Origin of the sequence: Lichenibacterium ramalinae, from assembly GCF_004137085.1 — a bacterium.
In the GTDB taxonomy this organism is placed as follows: domain Bacteria; phylum Pseudomonadota; class Alphaproteobacteria; order Rhizobiales; family Beijerinckiaceae; genus Lichenihabitans; species Lichenihabitans ramalinae.
The window spans coordinates 79,620-95,040 of sequence record NZ_QYBC01000011.1; the positions used below are offsets into that span (position 1 = coordinate 79,620).

The 15,421-nt window shown below is 70.7% G+C and carries 14 protein-coding genes; 4 read left to right on the top strand and 10 right to left on the bottom strand.

The features are described from left to right. Nucleotides 1–80 precede the first annotated feature (80 nt). The 3 genes from D3272_RS14010 (at nucleotide 81) to D3272_RS14020 (ending at nucleotide 4,019) form a co-directional block, all read left to right on the top strand. Entirely contained in the window at nucleotides 81–2,003 is a 1,923-nt protein-coding gene (locus D3272_RS14010; protein WP_245496565.1) for a potassium transporter Kup, read from the top strand. A 41-nt stretch (nucleotides 2,004–2,044) separates the two neighbouring features. Next, on the top strand, nucleotides 2,045–2,884 hold the full coding sequence (locus tag D3272_RS14015; protein ID WP_129219822.1) for an aldo/keto reductase: 840 nt from the start codon (nucleotides 2,045–2,047) through the stop codon (nucleotides 2,882–2,884). 316 nt (nucleotides 2,885–3,200) lie between these two features. Continuing rightward, complete coding sequence (locus D3272_RS14020) at nucleotides 3,201–4,019, top strand: TSUP family transporter (RefSeq protein WP_245496566.1); 819 nt, start codon at nucleotides 3,201–3,203, stop codon at nucleotides 4,017–4,019. A 77-nt stretch (nucleotides 4,020–4,096) separates the two neighbouring features. Here D3272_RS14020 and D3272_RS27685 read toward each other — a convergent pair whose 3' ends face one another. The 10 genes from D3272_RS27685 to D3272_RS14065 all read right to left on the bottom strand — a co-directional run bounded on the left by D3272_RS27685 (nucleotide 4,097) and on the right by D3272_RS14065 (nucleotide 13,635). Beyond that, nucleotides 4,097–4,813: a DUF2934 domain-containing protein gene (locus D3272_RS27685; RefSeq protein WP_207210216.1), complete on the bottom strand. Its 717-nt coding sequence runs from the start codon at nucleotides 4,811–4,813 to the stop codon at nucleotides 4,097–4,099. After that, nucleotides 4,814–5,056: a hypothetical protein gene (locus D3272_RS14030; protein WP_129219823.1), complete on the bottom strand. Its 243-nt coding sequence runs from the start codon at nucleotides 5,054–5,056 to the stop codon at nucleotides 4,814–4,816. It abuts the gene before it with no gap. Between the two features lie 90 nt (nucleotides 5,057–5,146). Next, entirely contained in the window at nucleotides 5,147–5,614 is a 468-nt protein-coding gene (locus tag D3272_RS14035; protein ID WP_129219824.1) for an MmcB family DNA repair protein, read from the bottom strand. A gap of 188 nt (nucleotides 5,615–5,802) precedes the next feature. Beyond that, the gene (locus D3272_RS27335) at nucleotides 5,803–5,940 is read right to left on the bottom strand and encodes a hypothetical protein (protein WP_165361351.1); all 138 of its coding nucleotides are present in this window, start codon (nucleotides 5,938–5,940) and stop codon (nucleotides 5,803–5,805) included. Then, a complete protein-coding gene (locus D3272_RS14040) occupies nucleotides 5,930–7,768 on the bottom strand; it encodes a sensor histidine kinase (RefSeq protein WP_165361352.1) in 1,839 nt (612 codons plus the stop codon). The genes D3272_RS27335 and D3272_RS14040 overlap by 11 nt, the downstream gene beginning before the upstream one ends. 106 nt (nucleotides 7,769–7,874) lie before the next feature. Next, a complete protein-coding gene (locus D3272_RS14045; RefSeq protein ID WP_129219826.1) occupies nucleotides 7,875–8,858 on the bottom strand; it encodes an ABC transporter ATP-binding protein in 984 nt (327 codons plus the stop codon). Next, entirely contained in the window at nucleotides 8,855–9,871 is a 1,017-nt protein-coding gene (locus tag D3272_RS14050) for an ABC transporter ATP-binding protein (protein ID WP_129219827.1), read from the bottom strand. The genes D3272_RS14045 and D3272_RS14050 overlap by 4 nt, the downstream gene beginning before the upstream one ends. Before the next feature lie 91 nt (nucleotides 9,872–9,962). Then, the gene (locus D3272_RS14055; protein ID WP_129219828.1) at nucleotides 9,963–10,871 is read right to left on the bottom strand and encodes an ABC transporter permease subunit; all 909 of its coding nucleotides are present in this window, start codon (nucleotides 10,869–10,871) and stop codon (nucleotides 9,963–9,965) included. Beyond that, the gene (locus D3272_RS14060; RefSeq protein WP_129219829.1) at nucleotides 10,861–11,874 is read right to left on the bottom strand and encodes an ABC transporter permease subunit; all 1,014 of its coding nucleotides are present in this window, start codon (nucleotides 11,872–11,874) and stop codon (nucleotides 10,861–10,863) included. The genes D3272_RS14055 and D3272_RS14060 overlap by 11 nt, the downstream gene beginning before the upstream one ends. 174 nt (nucleotides 11,875–12,048) lie before the next feature. Beyond that, nucleotides 12,049–13,635 carry an ABC transporter substrate-binding protein gene (locus tag D3272_RS14065; RefSeq protein WP_165361353.1) on the bottom strand — a complete coding sequence of 529 codons (1,587 nt, stop codon included), beginning with the start codon at nucleotides 13,633–13,635 and terminating at the stop codon, nucleotides 12,049–12,051. Nucleotides 13,636–13,933: 298 nt separating this feature from the next. Between D3272_RS14065 and ahcY the strand changes: the two genes are divergently transcribed. Next, the gene (ahcY, locus tag D3272_RS14070) at nucleotides 13,934–15,346 is read left to right on the top strand and encodes an adenosylhomocysteinase (protein ID WP_129219830.1); all 1,413 of its coding nucleotides are present in this window, start codon (nucleotides 13,934–13,936) and stop codon (nucleotides 15,344–15,346) included. The last annotated feature ends 75 nt before the right edge of the window (nucleotides 15,347–15,421 follow it).

Sequence of the window (15,421 nt, forward strand, 5' to 3'; positions counted from 1 at the left end):
CGGGATTTCCCTCGCCAGGACGCGGAACTGTCGCATAAGGGGTGCAAAGCCTGGCCCAGCGTGCCCCGTCCGGAGACATCGTGAGCGACCACACCGCCCCGCATGCGGCCCATCGCGTCGAGGCCGCGGCCGCCCTCGGGGCGCTCGGCATCGTCTACGGCGATATCGGCACGAGCCCGCTCTACGCCCTGAAGGAGGCCGTGAAGGCCGCGAGCGGCGGATCCGGCGTACCGGAAGCCGCCGCCGTCGTGGGTGCCGTGTCGGTGATCCTGTGGTCGCTCGTGCTGGTCGTATCGGTCAAATACGCCATCCTCATCATGCGGGCCGACAACCGGGGCGAGGGCGGCATCGTCGCCATGCTGGCGCTGCTGCGGGCCCGCGACGCCAAGCCCGGCACGTGGCGGGCGGTGCTGCTGGTCGGCGGGCTCGTGGGCGCGGCCCTGCTCTACGGCGACGGCGCCATCACGCCGGCCATCTCGGTCCTGTCCGCCGTCGAGGGGCTCAAGGTGGACGAGCCGGGGCTCGCCCCCTTCGTGCTGCCCATCACCGTCACGGTGCTGATCGTGCTGTTCCTGGCGCAGCGCCTGGGCACGGCCTCCATCGGGCGGATCTTCGGCCCCATCATGCTGGTGTGGTTCGCCATGCTGGCCCTGCTCGGCCTCCACGGCATCGCCGAGGCGCCGGCCATCCTCGGCGCTCTGGACCCGCGGGCGGCGATCGCGTTCATGCTCCATGCCGGCCCGGGCATCGCCTTCGCCATCCTGGGCGCGGCCTTCCTGGCCGTCACGGGCGGGGAGGCCATGTATGCCGATATGGGCCACTTCGGCGCCGCGCCCATCCGCCTGTCCTGGTTCGCCCTGGTGCTGCCCTGCCTGGCGCTCAACTACCTCGGCCAGGGCGGGCTGCTGCTGGCGCAGCCGGCGGCGATCGACAACCCCTTCTACCAGCTCGCCCCCGACTGGCTGCATTATCCCCTGGTGGTCTTCGCCACGGCCGCCACCGTCATCGCCAGCCAGGCCATCATCTCGGGCGCCTTCTCGCTGACCCAGCAGTCGATCCAGCTCGGCTTCCTGCCCAAGATGCACATCGTCCACACGGCGGCGGACGAGATCGGGCAGATCTACCTGCCGCTGGTGAACTGGCTGCTGGCCGCCGCGACCCTCGGGGCCGTGCTGGCCTTCGGCTCCTCGGACGCGCTGGCGGGCGCCTACGGCATCGCGGTCTCGGCCCTGATGGCCATCACCACGGTGCTGGCGGCGCTGGTCGCCGTGCAATGGGGCTTCCCCCTGGCGGCCGTCCTGGCGGTGAACGGGCTGTTCTTCGTCGTCGACCTCGTCTTCTTCGCCGCCAATGCCGCCAAGCTGTTCGAGGGCGGCTGGTTCCCGCTGACGCTGGCGTTCGTCGTGGCCTTCCTCATGCTGACGTGGCGCCGCGGCACCCACCTCATCGAGACGCAGCGCGCCGGGATGCGCGAGCCGGAATCACGGCTCGTGGCGGCCTGCGAAGGCCACCTCGACGGGGCGGGGGGCAAGCTGCTCCGCCTCCCCACGGCGGCCGCCTATCTCGGCGCCAGCACCTCGGGCCTGCCCCTGCCCCTGACGCAGTTCGTGCGCATCAATCGCGCCCTCCAGAAGCGGGTGCTGCTGATCTCGGTGGCGACGAGCGAACTCCCGAGGGTCTCGTCCGAGGCGCGCGTCGCGGTCCTGCCGGTGGGCGAGGGCATCGACCGCGTGATCCTCACCTACGGGTTCGACGAAGCCCCTTGCGTGCCGGACGGGATCGGAACCGCACTCGAGCGCGGCCTGCTGTCCGACGTCGACCTCGCGACCCTGACCTACATCGTCGGCCGCGAGACCGTGATGGCGTCGCCCAGCACCCGGGGCTTCGCCCGCTGGCGCCGCAACGTCTTCGCCCTGCTGGCGCGCAATTCGGAGCGGACCGCCGTGTATTTCGGCGTCCCGACCGCCCAGGCCGTGGAACTGGGGCTCGAAATCGAACTCTGACGGGCGGGGGCGCATTGGCGGGACACGGCGAGGAGGATGCCATGGGCGACATCGGAAACGTGACGTTGCCGGGCGGACGGTCCGTCCCGGCCCTCGGCCAGGGCACGTGGCACATGGGCGAGGACCCCGAGCGTCGCCACGACGAGACGGCCGCGCTCCGTGCCGGCATCGAGCGGGGCATGACGCTCATCGATACGGCGGAGATGTACGGCGAGGGCGCGACGGAAAGCTTCCTCGGCGAAGCGCTGCAGGGCCTGCGGGACAGGATCGTGCTCGTGTCCAAGGCCTATCCGCAGAATGCCGGCAAGGCGCGGCTGCGGCGGGCCTGCGAGGCCAGCCTCAAGCGCCTCAGGGCCGAGCGGCTGGACCTTTACCTGCTGCATTGGCGCGGTTCGGTGCCGCTCGCCGAGACGGTGGACGCCATGGAAGCGCTGCGCGAGGACGGTCTCATCGGCGCCTGGGGCGTCAGCAACTTCGACGCCGACGACATCGAGGACCTGATCGAGGCGGGCGGCGATGCCTGCGCCAGCGACCAGGTCCTGTTCAACCTGTCGCGCCGCGGGCCCGAGTTCGACCTGCTGCCGCTCCTCGACAAGCTGTCGATGCCCGCCATGGCCTACAGCCCCGTCGAGCAGGGGCGGCTGGTCGGTCACCCGGCGCTGGACGCGGTGGCGGCGCGGCACGGAGCGACGGGCGCCCAGGTCGCCCTGGCCTGGCTGCTGCGGCGGCCGGGCCTGATGGTCATCCCCAAGGCCGGCACGGTGGCGCATGTCGAGGAGAACCGGCGCGCTGCCGACCTCGTCCTCAGCGACGACGACTGCACCGAACTCGACCGGGCCTTCCCGCCGCCGGCCCGAAAGGTGCCGCTGGCGATGCTGTAGCGGCGTCGGCGCAGCGCGGCTCCCGGAGGCCTCGAACAGCCCCTGGAGCAGGATCGGCCGGCTCCGAGCCGCCCTGGCGGCTCCCAGCCGATACGACTGCTCCCGCCCCGGAGTTGGAGAGCCTTCGCCGAAGGCGAAAGCGCTCCAGCCGTCGGCGGGCTGCTGCCGACACAGGCCCCTTGCGAAGACGTGAAGCTTCTCACAGGACCTGGAAGGGTGGTTTCGATCGCGTTAGGACGGCGGCGCGGCCGCACCTGCGGCGCATCGACTCGCACCGCGCCCCTCGTGGCGCCGCGAGGCTCGCTGGACCTCGCCCATGCCTTTCGACGCCATGCCCTTCGACCTCCTGCCGCTCGCCCCCCTGCCCTTCGCCGGGCTCTGCGCCGTCGCGCTCGTCGCGGGCTGCATGGACGCGATCGCGGGCGGAGGCGGGCTGCTGACGGTGCCGGCCCTCATTCTGGCGGGGCTCGACCCGCGCAGCGTGCTGGCCACCAACAAGCTGCAGGGCAGCTTCGGCACGGCCTCCGCCACGGCGGCGTTCCAGCGGGCGGGGCACCTGGAGGTCAAGCACGCCTGGCCCTTCGCGCTCGCCGCCGCGGCAGGGTCGGTCGTCGGAGCGTTGACGCTGAACGCCGTGCCGCAGCGCGCCGTCTCGGTCGCCCTGCCCTTCGTGCTGGTCGGCGTCGCACTGTATTTCGTCCTGTCGCCGCGCTTCGGCGACGGCGACCGCCACCGGCTCATGTCGCGGCCCGCCGTCCTCGCCACCCTCGTCCCGCTCGTCGGCTTCTACGACGGCGTCTTCGGCCCGGGTGCCGGCTCGTTCTACATGGCGGGGCTGGTGGCGGTGCTGGGCTTCGGCGTCGTCAAGGCGACGGCGCATACCAAGCTCTGCAATGCCGCCAGCAACCTCGCCGGTCTCGCCACCTTCGCGCTCGGCGGCCACGTGATCTGGGTCCTCGGCCTCGCCATGGGCCTCGCCGCCCTCGTCGGCGCGCAGATCGGGGCCCGGCTGGCGATGCGGCTCGGTGCCCGCTTGGTGAAGCCGCTGATCGTCACGGTGAGCCTCGTGCTCGCCGTCAAGCTGGCCCTGACGCCCGGCCACCCGGTCCACGACGCGATCTTCGCCCATCGGTGAGGCGGGAGGTGCCTCCAGGCGAAAGGGCGACCGCGGCCGCCCTTTCGCGTTTCTGCCGCATCAGCGTCGACGGCGGCTCAGCGCCGGCCGCCCGGCTTGCCCTTGGTGACGGGCGCGGGGCCGGCCGGCGGCTTCGGCTGGGCCTTGGCGGTAACCGGGGCCGACTTCGCGGCCGGCGATGCTGCCGGGGTCGGGGCGGTCGACGAGGTCGCGGCTCCCGATCCCGCGGGCGCCACCCTGTTGCCGGGCGCGGCGCCGGCATCGGACGGGGTCGGCGTGGCGGAGGTGGACTTCGGCACGATGGCCTGCGGCTTGTCGAGGTCGGGCGCGCCCTTCGCGGCCTCGCGCGGCGCGGACACGCCCAGCATCGGGTCGGAGGGCGTCGGCGTCACGGCGGCGACCTTCGCCCTCGGCGTGACGGTCTCGGCGTCGTCGATGTCGGGCCCCTCGTCGCGGCGCGACCGTGCCACATGCCCGGCCGTGTCGCCGAGCGCATGCACGGCATGGGACGGCTTCGTCACCTCGGGCTCGCGGTCGATGTCCACGAGATCGTCGCGGCCCTGGTCGGTGATGCCGGGGATGTCGCCGTTATTCTCGACCGACTGGGTCGGTTCCTCGGGCTCGAAGGCGCCGGTGTCGCGCGGCAGCAGGGTGTCGCCCATGCTGTCGTGGAGCGCGATGATCTCCTTAGCCTGGTCCCAATGGGCCTGGTCGCGGCCGTGGGGACGGCCCTCGCTTTCCCAGATCTCGTGGGCCTTGATGGCGATGCGCTCGTTGTCGTTGTCGACGGACATTCACAATCTCCCGGGGGTGTCGGTGGGGAGGTCTTCGGCCTGGCGCCTCACCTCTTCGTCCATCTCGTCGAGTCCATCGACCGTCTCGCCCGGGATGTCGGGGCGGCTGCTTTCGGCTTCGGCGATGTCGTCGAGCGTCATGCTTTCGGGGTCCATGGACGTGTCGCGCCCTTCGAGGTCGGGGCTCTTCGGCTCGAAGGGTTCCACGTCGATGGCGTCGCGCGTCTTGTCGTCCTGGGTCATGCCGTCGCCTCCTGTCGCCGTTGTTCCGCCATGGCAACGCTCGCCCGCCACGGCGGTTCCGGCGCCCGAGACGCCTGCGTTTCCCGCGTCTTAGGAGAGGCGACCGGCGTCCGCCAGGGCGTGGAGGCGGTCCGCGGCGGCGTGGGCGAAGCGGATCATCATGGCCCGCCGCGTCGCCGGCGGGAGCTTCATCGCCAGGGCGTCGCGCACCACCTCGGCACCGTAGCCGTCCGCCACGATGATCCCGGTCTCGTCCGGCATGATGGCCACCGGCAGCGTGACCGGGATGGCGAAATACAGGTGGTCGCAGAAGGCCCGGTAATGGTGCCACTTCCGGTCCGCCCGCAGGTCCGCCACCGAGGACTTGACCTCGACGATGGTGATGGCGCCGTCCGGCCCCAGCCCGACGATGTCGGGCCGCCGCCCGTCGGCGAGCACGAGTTCCGTGACGGTGGCGATGTTGCGGGCCCGAAGCAGGCGGCGCGTGCCGCGCACCACCTCGCGCGCCGTCTCGGATTGCCGCCCGTCGTCGGGCAGCGCCATGGGTTGAGTGAGCATCGGCCTCAATGCTGCGGGGGTCGCGGCCCGCGCGTCCGCACACGCGAGCTTCGGGCGAAACCGTAGCATCCCGACCGCCGCCCGCGCCAGCGGGGAGGAGGATGCATCGTCGCGGCTTCGCCTTCCCCCCGGGACACGGCACGATCCCTCACATCGACGGGCCACCCAAGCGTCGGTCCGCGCGTCGCTCACGGGGCACGGGTCGGGCTTTCCTGGCGCTCCACCGCACTGTCCCGCCGGGACGTCGCCGGGATGGGGCGCACCGACACCCGGCCGTCGCGGAGCCGCCACTGCGAGGCGAGGCAGACCCGGCGTTCAGGCGGCATCGGCCACGTCGTGCTCCTCCCGCCGCACGATGGCCGGCACCCGCAGCGTGAAGGTCGACCCCACGCCTTCGCGGCTCTCGACCGTGATGTCGCCCCCGAGCAGGCGGGCGAAGGCGCGGCTCAACGCGAGGCCGAGCCCCGTGCCGCCGAACTTGCGGGTCGTGGACTCGTCGGCCTGGGAGAAGCGCTGGAACAGCCGGTTCATCTGCCCGGGGCTGAGGCCGATGCCGGTGTCCTCGACGGCGAAGTTCAGCCAGTCGCCGGCGGGGCCGGCTTCCCGCCGCACCCGCAGCGCGATCTGGCCGGCCTCGGTGAACTTGGCGGCGTTGCTGAGCAGGTTGAACAGGCATTGCCGCAGCTTCACGGGATCGGACCGCATGGCGCCGAGGTCCGGCGCGAGGTCGAGGGCGAGGGCGTTGCCGCGCCGCCGCACCAGCGCTTCGACCGCGGCCGCCGCCTCTTCGACGAAGGGCGCCACGGCGAAGTCCTCCGGGTAGAGGTCCATGCGGCCGGCCTCGACCTTGCTGAGGTCCAGCACGTCGTTGATGAGGCCGAGCAGGTGGCGGGCATTGCCCTTCACCTTGCTGAGGTCGTCGAGCACCCGGCGCTCGCCGAGGTCCTCGAGTTCCTCCTCGAGAAGTTCGCTGTAGCCGATCACGGCCGAGAGCGGCGTGCGCAGCTCGTGGCTCATGTTGGCCATGAAGGCGCTCTTGGCGCGGTTCGCCTCCTCGGCGGCCTCGCGGGCGGCTTCGGCCTGGGCCTGGGCGGCGATCGCGACCTCGCGGTCGCGCGACGCCGCCGCGACGGCCTCGTAGGCGTTGAAGCGCCGCAGCAGCGCCCACAGCAGGCCGGCGACGCAGAGGGACGCGACCCCGGCGGCGCCGCAGAGCCCGAGGACTTCCCGCCGCCAATCGGCCAGGACGACGGCCTCGCTGCGCCCGATGTTGACCTGCACGGGCACGCCGTCGGCGGTCTGCGAAGCGATGACGCGCAGTTCGGACGGGCCGTCGCCGACGGTCGCGTCGCGCGCGAAGACGCCCGGAACGCCGTGCCAGCTGGCACCGGGCGGCGGCGTGATGTCGGCGAGCGGCATGCGGCGTCCGGCCTCGACGACGGGGAAGCGGGCCAGCAGCACGCCGTCCGTCCGCCACAGCGCGATGATGTTGCCGGGGCCGAGTTGCAGGGAAGCGTAGAGGCGCTCGAAGGAGGACAGTTCCACGGCCCCGAGCACGAGGCCGAGGAAAGTGCCGTCGGGCGCCGACAGGCGCCGCGCCAGGTAGATGGTGGGGGTGCCCGAGCCGCGGTTGTTGACCGGTTCGCTGAGGAAGAGCTTGTCGTGCCCGTCGCGTAGCGCCCGGAAGTAGTCCCGGTCGTCGAGGTGCACGTCGGGGATCGGCCAGCCGCGCGAGAAGTTGAGCAGCCTGCCGGAAGCCGACACGACCGTCACGGCATCGAGCTGCGGGACGCCGGCGACACGGGCCTTGAGCACGTCGTGCACCGCCCGGGTCGACATGCGCTCCTCGACCGCCGCGGGCGTGACGGCGCCCTCCGCCTTCACCTGCTCGGCGACATTGTCGAGCACGAGTTCGACGCTCTGGAACGAACGGGCCGTCTCGGCGGCGAGCAGCAGGTCCAGCGTGCGCAACTCGCGCGCGGCATCGCCGAGTTCGGCCTCGTGGCGCCGCACCGCGATCGCGGCCGTCGCGGCCAGCATGAGCAGGATGACGATGCAGCCGGTGCCGACGACCGCCCAGGCGGACCGGCTGCCCGCGCCGCCGCGCCCCCGCCGTCCCGGCCCCGTCGCTCCGCTGGCCAGATGGGTCGTCACGCCGGTCATCCGCTCGCTGCCGATCGATCGTCCGGCGGTCCGGTCCCGCCCCGGCCCGCTCTATAGCGCTGCCGCATCCGTCCTCAAAGCGGCCGCGGCAGCGCCGTCACCCCTCCACCGCCCAGCAGGCCACGTCCCGCCCCTGCTTTCGCTCCAGCGCGGGCTCCTCGACGCGGCACCTGTCGAAGGCCTGCGGGCAGCGCGGGTGGAAGACGCAGCCCCGCGGCGGGTCGATCGGCGAGGGCGGCTCGCCCACCAGCGGGATGCGCTGCTTGCGCTTCGCCGGGTCGGCGCTCGGCGTGGCCGACAGCAGGGCCCGCGTGTAGGGGTGCTGCGGGGCGCCGAAGATGGCCTCGCGCGTGCCGATCTCGACGGCGTGGCCGAGGTAGATGACCATGATGCGGTCGGCGATGTGCTCGACGACGCCGAGGTCGTGCGACACGAAGAGGTAGGCCAGGCCGAACTCGTCCTGCAGGTCGGCCAGCAGGTTCAGCACCTGGGCGCGGATCGACACGTCGAGCGCCGCCACGGGCTCGTCCAGCACCAGGATCTTGGGCCGCAGCATCAGGGCCCGGGCGATGGCGATGCGTTGGCGCTGCCCGCCCGAGAACATGTGCGGGTAGCGGGCGGCGAATTCCGGCCGCAGCCCCACCCGCGCCATCGCGGTCCGCACCGCTTCGCGCCGCTCGGCCCTGGGCGTGTCGGTGCTGACGATCAGGGGCTCCTCGAGCGCCGCCGCGATGGTCTGGCGCGGGTTCAGCGACCCATAGGGGTTCTGGAACACCATCTGGACCTCGCGGCGCAGTTTCCGGCGCTGCGCCGCGTCGGCGTCGGCGACGTCGGCGCCCTCGATGCGCAGCGTGCCGCCGGTGGGCGCCTCGATGAGGGTGACGAGGCGGCTCAGGGTCGACTTGCCGGAGCCCGATTCGCCCACGACAGCCAGCGTCTCGCCGGCCGCGAGCGTGAAGGACACGCCCGCCAGCGCCTTCACGGTGGCGCTGCCGCCGAAGAAGCCGCGCTTGACCGCATAGGTGCGGCGCAGGTCCCGGGCTTCGAGCACGGGCGGGTCGCGCGACTCGCCGGCGCTCATGCCGGCACGCCCTGGCGGAGCCGGTAGGCTTCGGCGCGGACCGGGGTCGGCACGCCGTCGACCAGCGGGATGTGGCACAGGGCGCGGCCGAGTTCGGGGCCGGCCGGCGTCGGCGCCACTTCGCGGCACAGGTCGAAGGCGAAGCGGCAGCGGGGCGAGAAGACGCAGGCCTTGGGCCGGTCGAACTGGCCCGGCACCACGCCCGGGATGGCGGGCAGCCGCCGCGCGCTGGCACGCTCCGGCAGCGCCGCCAGCAGCGCCTCGGTGTAGGGGTGGTGGCGGTCGGCGAAGAGGGCTTCGGCGCCGTTGGTCTCGACCGGCCGGCCGGCATATTGCACCAGAACCCGGTGCGCCACTTCGGCCACCACGCCCATGTCGTGGGTGATGAGCACGAGGCCCATGCCGGTGTCGCGCTGCAGTTGCGCCAGCAGGTCGAGGATCTGGGCCTGGATGGTGACGTCGAGCGCCGTCGTGGGCTCGTCGGCGATGAGGAGCTTGGGGTCGCAGGAGATCGCCATGGCGATCATCACGCGCTGGCTCATGCCGCCCGACATCTGGTGCGGGTAGCTCTTCAAACGCCGCTCGGGCTCGGGGATGCCGACCTTGGCGAGCAGTTCGATCGCCCGGGCCTGCCGCCCGGCGCGGTCCAGCCCGGTATGCGCCTTCAGCATCTCGCGGATCTGGAAGCCCACGGTGAAGCAGGGGTTCAGCGACGACATGGGCTCCTGGAAGATCATGGCGATGTCGCGCCCGATGATCCTGCGGCGGGCCTTGGCGGACAGGCCGAGGAGGTCGATCCCGTCGAAGCTCATCCGGTCCGCCTCGACCGTCGCCGTCCAGGGCAGCAGGCCCATCACGGCCAGCATGGCCACCGACTTGCCCGAGCCGGACTCGCCCACCACCGCCACGATCTCGCGCGGGTCCACGGCGAGGTCGACGCCGTCGACCGCCGTGAAGGCGCCGCCGCGCGTGGCGAAACGGACGCGCAGGTTCTGGATATCGAGGAGGCTCATGGGATCCCGCACGGATGAGGGCTTCGGTTCACGCGTCCGTCGAGGCCGGCACCGGCACCGGACCCGACGGGTTCGTCGGCACGGGCGCCCATCAGGATCGCCGCATCTTCGGGTCGAGGGCGTCGCGGAGCCCGTCGCCGGCGAGGTTGATGGACACGACCGTGACCAGGATGGCGAGGCCCGGCAGCGTCACGATCCAGGGGTCGGACCGGATGAACTGGCGGGCGTCCGCCAGCATCGAGCCCCATTCGGGCGTCGGCGGCTGGGCGCCGAGCCCGAGGAAGCCGAGCGCCGCGGCCTCGAGGATCGCGTCCGAGATGCCGAGGGCCGCCTGCACGATGAGGGGGGCGAGGCAGTTCGGCAGCACGGTGACGAAGGCGAGGCGCGGTCCCTTGACGCCCGAAACGCGCGCCGCCGTGACGTAGTCCTTGTCGCGCTCCCCCATGGCCGAGGCCCGCACCAGCCTGACGAAGCGGGGCAGGAACACGACCGTGATGGCGATGACCGTGTTGGTGAGGCTCGGCCCCAGGATCGCCACCGCCAGGATGGCGAGCACGAGGCTCGGCACCGCCATGATGACGTCCATGAGCCGGGTGATCAGCACGTCGGCGAGTCCGTTGAAGGCGGCGGCGAGCCCCAGCACGACGCCGATGCCGAAGGACACCGCCATGACGGCGAAGCCGATGAACAGCGACACCCGCGCGCCGTAGATGAGCCGCGAAAGGATGTCGCGCCCGGCCCCGTCGGTGCCGAACGGGAACCGCCAGGTGCCGCCGTCCCACACGGGGGGCGCCTTCACGAAGTCGCGGAACTGCTCGAAGGGGGAATGGGGCGCCAGCAGCGGCGCGAAGATCGCCACCAGCACGATGACCAGGGCGACGGCCGCGCCCAGCACGGCCCCGCGGTTCTCGCGGAAGGCGAACCACAGGCTCGCGGCGCCGGACGGCGGCGCGCGGAGCTGCGGCTCCTCGGCCAGGGTGACGAGCGTGTCAGCGGCCATGGAGGATCCGCGGGTTGATGACGCCGTAGACGAGGTCGACGACGAGGTTGACCAGGATCACCAGGGCCGAGATCAGGATGATGCCGCCTTCGAGGGCCGGATAGTCGCGGCGCGAGATGGCGTCGATCAGCCACTTGCCGACGCCGGGCCAGGAGAAGATCGTCTCGGTCAGCACCGCGCCGGCGAGCAGCGTGCCGGTCATCAGGCCGATCACGGTGACGACCGGGATCAGGGCGTTGCGCAGGGCGTGGAGGCCCACGACCCGGAAGGGCGACAGGCCCTTGGCCCGGGCCGTGCGGACGTAATCCTCGCTCAGCACTTCCAGCATGGAGGAGCGCGTCATGCGGGCGATGACGGCGAGCGGGATGGTGCCGAGAACGATGGCGGGCAGCATGAGGTGGCGCAGGGCGTCGACGAAGGCGCCGTCCTCCCCGGACAGCAGGCTGTCGATCAGCATGAAGCCCGTCGGCGTGTCGTAGTCGAAGCGCACGAAGTCGAGCCGGCCCGAGACCGGGGCGAGGCCCCATCGCTCCGCCACCAGCATGATGAGCAGGAGGCCCCACCAGAAGATCGGCATGGAATAGCCCGCGACCGAGAGCCCCATGAGCCCCTGGTCGAAGATGCTGCCCCGCTTCACCGCCGCCACCACCCCCATGGGGATGCCGAGCACGACGGCGAGGAGCATGCCGGCGGCGGCGAGTTCGAGCGTGGCCGGGAACAGGGTGAAGAATTCCCCGAGGACCGAGTTGCTGGTCGACAGGGACCGGCCGAAGTCGCCGTGGCCGAGCTGCCAAAGGTAATCCAGGAACTGCTTCCAGACCGGCTGGTCGAGGCCGAGCTCGTGGCGCAGCAGCGCCAGGCGCTCGGGCGAGATCCCGTGCTCGCCCACCCGCACTTCGACGGGATCGCCCGGCACCAGCCGGATGGCGACGAAGACGAGGAAAATCAACGCGATGAAGGTCGGGACGGTGAGCAGGATGCGTTTGACGAGGAAGCGGATCATGGAGTCATGCGGCCCGATGGAGGGCGGATCGGATGGTGTAGCAGTCTTCGGCGAAGGCGCCGACATCGACGCGCTTCACCTCGAGCCGGCCGTGAGCGAGCTGATCGGCCACGTCCATGACGTCTCGTCTCCCGTCGCACCGGCCGGGGCGTCGCCGCCCCGGCCCGCCTTACGTCACTTGATGTCGACGTGGTCGAACTCATGCGTGCCGAGCGGGCTCATGGCATAGCCCGTGACGTTCTTGCGCATGGGCAGGAACACCACCGAATGCGCGATGTTGAGCACCGGCTCCTGGTCGTGCTCGATGACCTGCATCTCGTCGTAGAGCTTCTTGCGCTCGGCCTGCGACGACAGCTGCCGGGCCTTGGCGAGGTCCTGGTTGAACTTCGGGTCGCACCATTTGGCGGCATTCTGGCCGGCGGGCTTGCCGTCCGTGCAGCCGAGGAAGAAGAAGAAGTTGTCCGGGTCGCCGTTGTCGCCGGTCCAGCCGAACAGGGCCGCCGTGGCCTCGCCGGCCTGCAGGCGCTTGCGGTATTCGCCCCACTCGTAGGTGACGAGCTTTGCGGTGACGCCGACCTTGGCGAGGTCGGACTGCATCATCTCGGCGATGCGCTTCGCGTCGGGATTGTAGGGGCGCTGCACCGGCATGTACCAGAGGTCCATGTCGAGGCTCTTCACGCCCGCCGCCGCCAGCATCTCCTTGGCCTTGGCGGGGTCGTAGGGGTAGTCGACGACGGCGTCGTTATAGGCCCACATGGTGGGCGGGATCAGGTTCTTGGCCTGCTGGCCGGCGCCGAGGTAGACGTCCTTGAGGATGGCGCCGCGGTCGATCGCCATGGACAGCGCCTGGCGCACCTCCTTCTTGTCGAAGGGCGGCTTCTGGGCGTTGAACGACAGGTAGCCGATGTTGAGGCCCGGCTGGCTCAGCACCTGCAGCTCCGGGTCCTTCTGCATCTCGGCGAGGTCGGCCGGGCGCGGATAGGAGGCGATCTGGCATTCGTTGGTCTTGAGCTTGGAATAGCGCGCCGTCGCGTCGGGCGTGATGGCGTAGACGAGCTCGTCCACCGGCGGCTTGCCGCCCCAGTAGTTGGGGTTGGCCTTGAAGCGGATCACCGCGTCCTTCTGGTAGGACTGGAAGATGAAGGGGCCGGTGCCGACCGGGACCTGGTCGAACTGCTGGGGCGTGCCGGCCTTCATCATGGCGTCGGCGAACTCGGCCGACTGGATGGCGGCGAAATCCATGGCCATGTCGGCCAACAGCGTCACGTTGGGTTCCGACAGGTTGAAGACGACCGTGTAGTCGTCCTTCCTGTCGATGCTGGTGACCAGCTTCGGCAGGTCCATATCGTTGTAATAGTCGTACTTACCGCCGCCGATCTTGTTGTAGGGGTTGGCGGGGTCGGACTGACGCTTGAACGAGAAGATCACGTCGTCGGCGTTGAAGTCGCGCGTCGGCTTGAAGCCCTTGGTGGCGCCGAACTTCACGCCCTTGCGCAGGTGGAACGTCACGGTCTTGCCGTCGGGGCTGATGTCCCAGGACTCGGCGAGGCCGGGCCGGATCTCGATCGTGCCGGGCTTGAACTCAATCAGGCGATCGAACACCGGGCGGGCGCCATCGAAGCTCGTGCCGGTGGTGTTCAGGGCCGGGGTGAAGTTCTCGGGCGAGCCTTCGGAGCAATAGACCAGGGTCTTGGCGGAGGCCGCCGTGGAACACAGCAGCAGGGCGGCGAGCCCCCAACCCAAAGCACGGTGCATCGTCATCCGTCGTTCCCTCGCGGTTCGAGACCGCCTCGATCGCCGAGGCCTCTGTCGGCGCGCATCCAAGGGCTTTTCCCGCAGGCAAGCAAACGAAATCCGGGCGGCGCCCCGCCCGTCCACAGAGCCGGATGCCGCCCCTGCCCTAACGGCAGACACGGCCTCGTGCGGCGGCCCAACGAGGCGGCATGCCTGCCCAAGGCGCGCGCAGGCCGAAGGCATATAAGGACTTGTTTATATCTTTATTGCGTTATCCTGGCTGGCCTGCTAGAGCGGTCCGACGCCATCCAGCACGGGCCCGAACATGACTCACGACGCCAACCTCGCCGACTCCGCCATCGCCGACATCGCCCTCGCGGGCTGGGGCCGCAAGGAGATCGCCATCGCCGAGACCGAGATGCCCGGCCTGATGGCGGTCCGCGCCGAATACGGTCCCTCGCAGCCGCTGAAGGGCGCGCGGGTCGCGGGCTCGCTGCACATGACCATCCAGACCGCGGTGCTCATCGAGACGCTGAAGGCGCTCGGCGCCGACGTGCGCTGGGCCTCGTGCAACATCTATTCGACGCAGGACCATGCCGCGGCGGCCATCGCCGCCACCGGGACGCCGGTCTTCGCCATCAAGGGCGAGAGCCTCACCGACTATTGGGACTACACCCACCGCATCTTCGACTGGGCCGACGGCGGGACGCCCAACATGATCCTGGACGACGGCGGCGACGCCACGCTGCTGATCCATCTCGGCATCCGCGCCGAGGGCGGCGACACGGCCTTCCTCGACACGGCGGGCAACGAGGAGGAGGAGGTCCTCTACGCCGCCATCAAGAAGAAGCTCGCGGCCGACCACGGCTGGTATGGCCGCAACGGCAAGACCATCAAGGGCGTCACGGAAGAGACCACCACGGGCGTGCACCGCCTGTACAACATGGCCAAGGAGGGCAAGCTCCTGTTCCCGGCCATCAACGTCAATGATTCGGTGACGAAGTCGAAGTTCGACAACCTTTACGGCTGCCGCGAATCGCTGGTGGACGGCATCCGCCGCGGCACCGACGTGATGATGGCCGGCAAGGTCGCCATGATCGCCGGCTTCGGCGACGTCGGCAAAGGCTCGGCCGCCTCGCTGCGCAACGCCGGCTGCCGCGTGATGGTGTCGGAGGTCGACCCGATCTGCGCGCTCCAGGCCGCCATGGAAGGCTACGAGGTCACCACGATGGAGGACGCGGCGCCCCGCGCCGACATCTTCGTCACCGCCACCGGCAACGTCGACGTCATCACGCTGGACCACATGCGGGCCATGAAGGACCGCGCCATCGTGTGCAACATCGGCCACTTCGATTCCGAGATCCAGGTCGCGGGCCTGAAGAACCTGAAGTGGCACAACGTCAAGCCGCAGGTCGACGAGGTCGAGTTCGCCGACCAGAAGCGCATCATCCTGCTGTCGGAAGGCCGCCTCGTGAACCTCGGCAACGCCACCGGCCACCCGTCCTTCGTCATGTCGGCCTCCTTCACCAACCAGACGCTCGCCCAGATCGAGCTGTGGACCAAGCCCGGCCAGTACGAGCGCAAGGTCTACGTCCTGCCGAAGAGCCTCGACGAGAAGGTGGCGGCGCTGCACCTCGACAAGATCGGCGTGAAGCTCACCAAGCTCACCGACAACCAGGCCACCTACCTCGGCCTCGACCAGGCGGGCCCCTACAAGCCCGACCATTACCGCTACTGAGCCGCGGCCGGCGGCCTTTCGGGCCGCCGTCCGATGCCACGACCGACAGCCCCGAGGGCCGGACGACGCATCGTC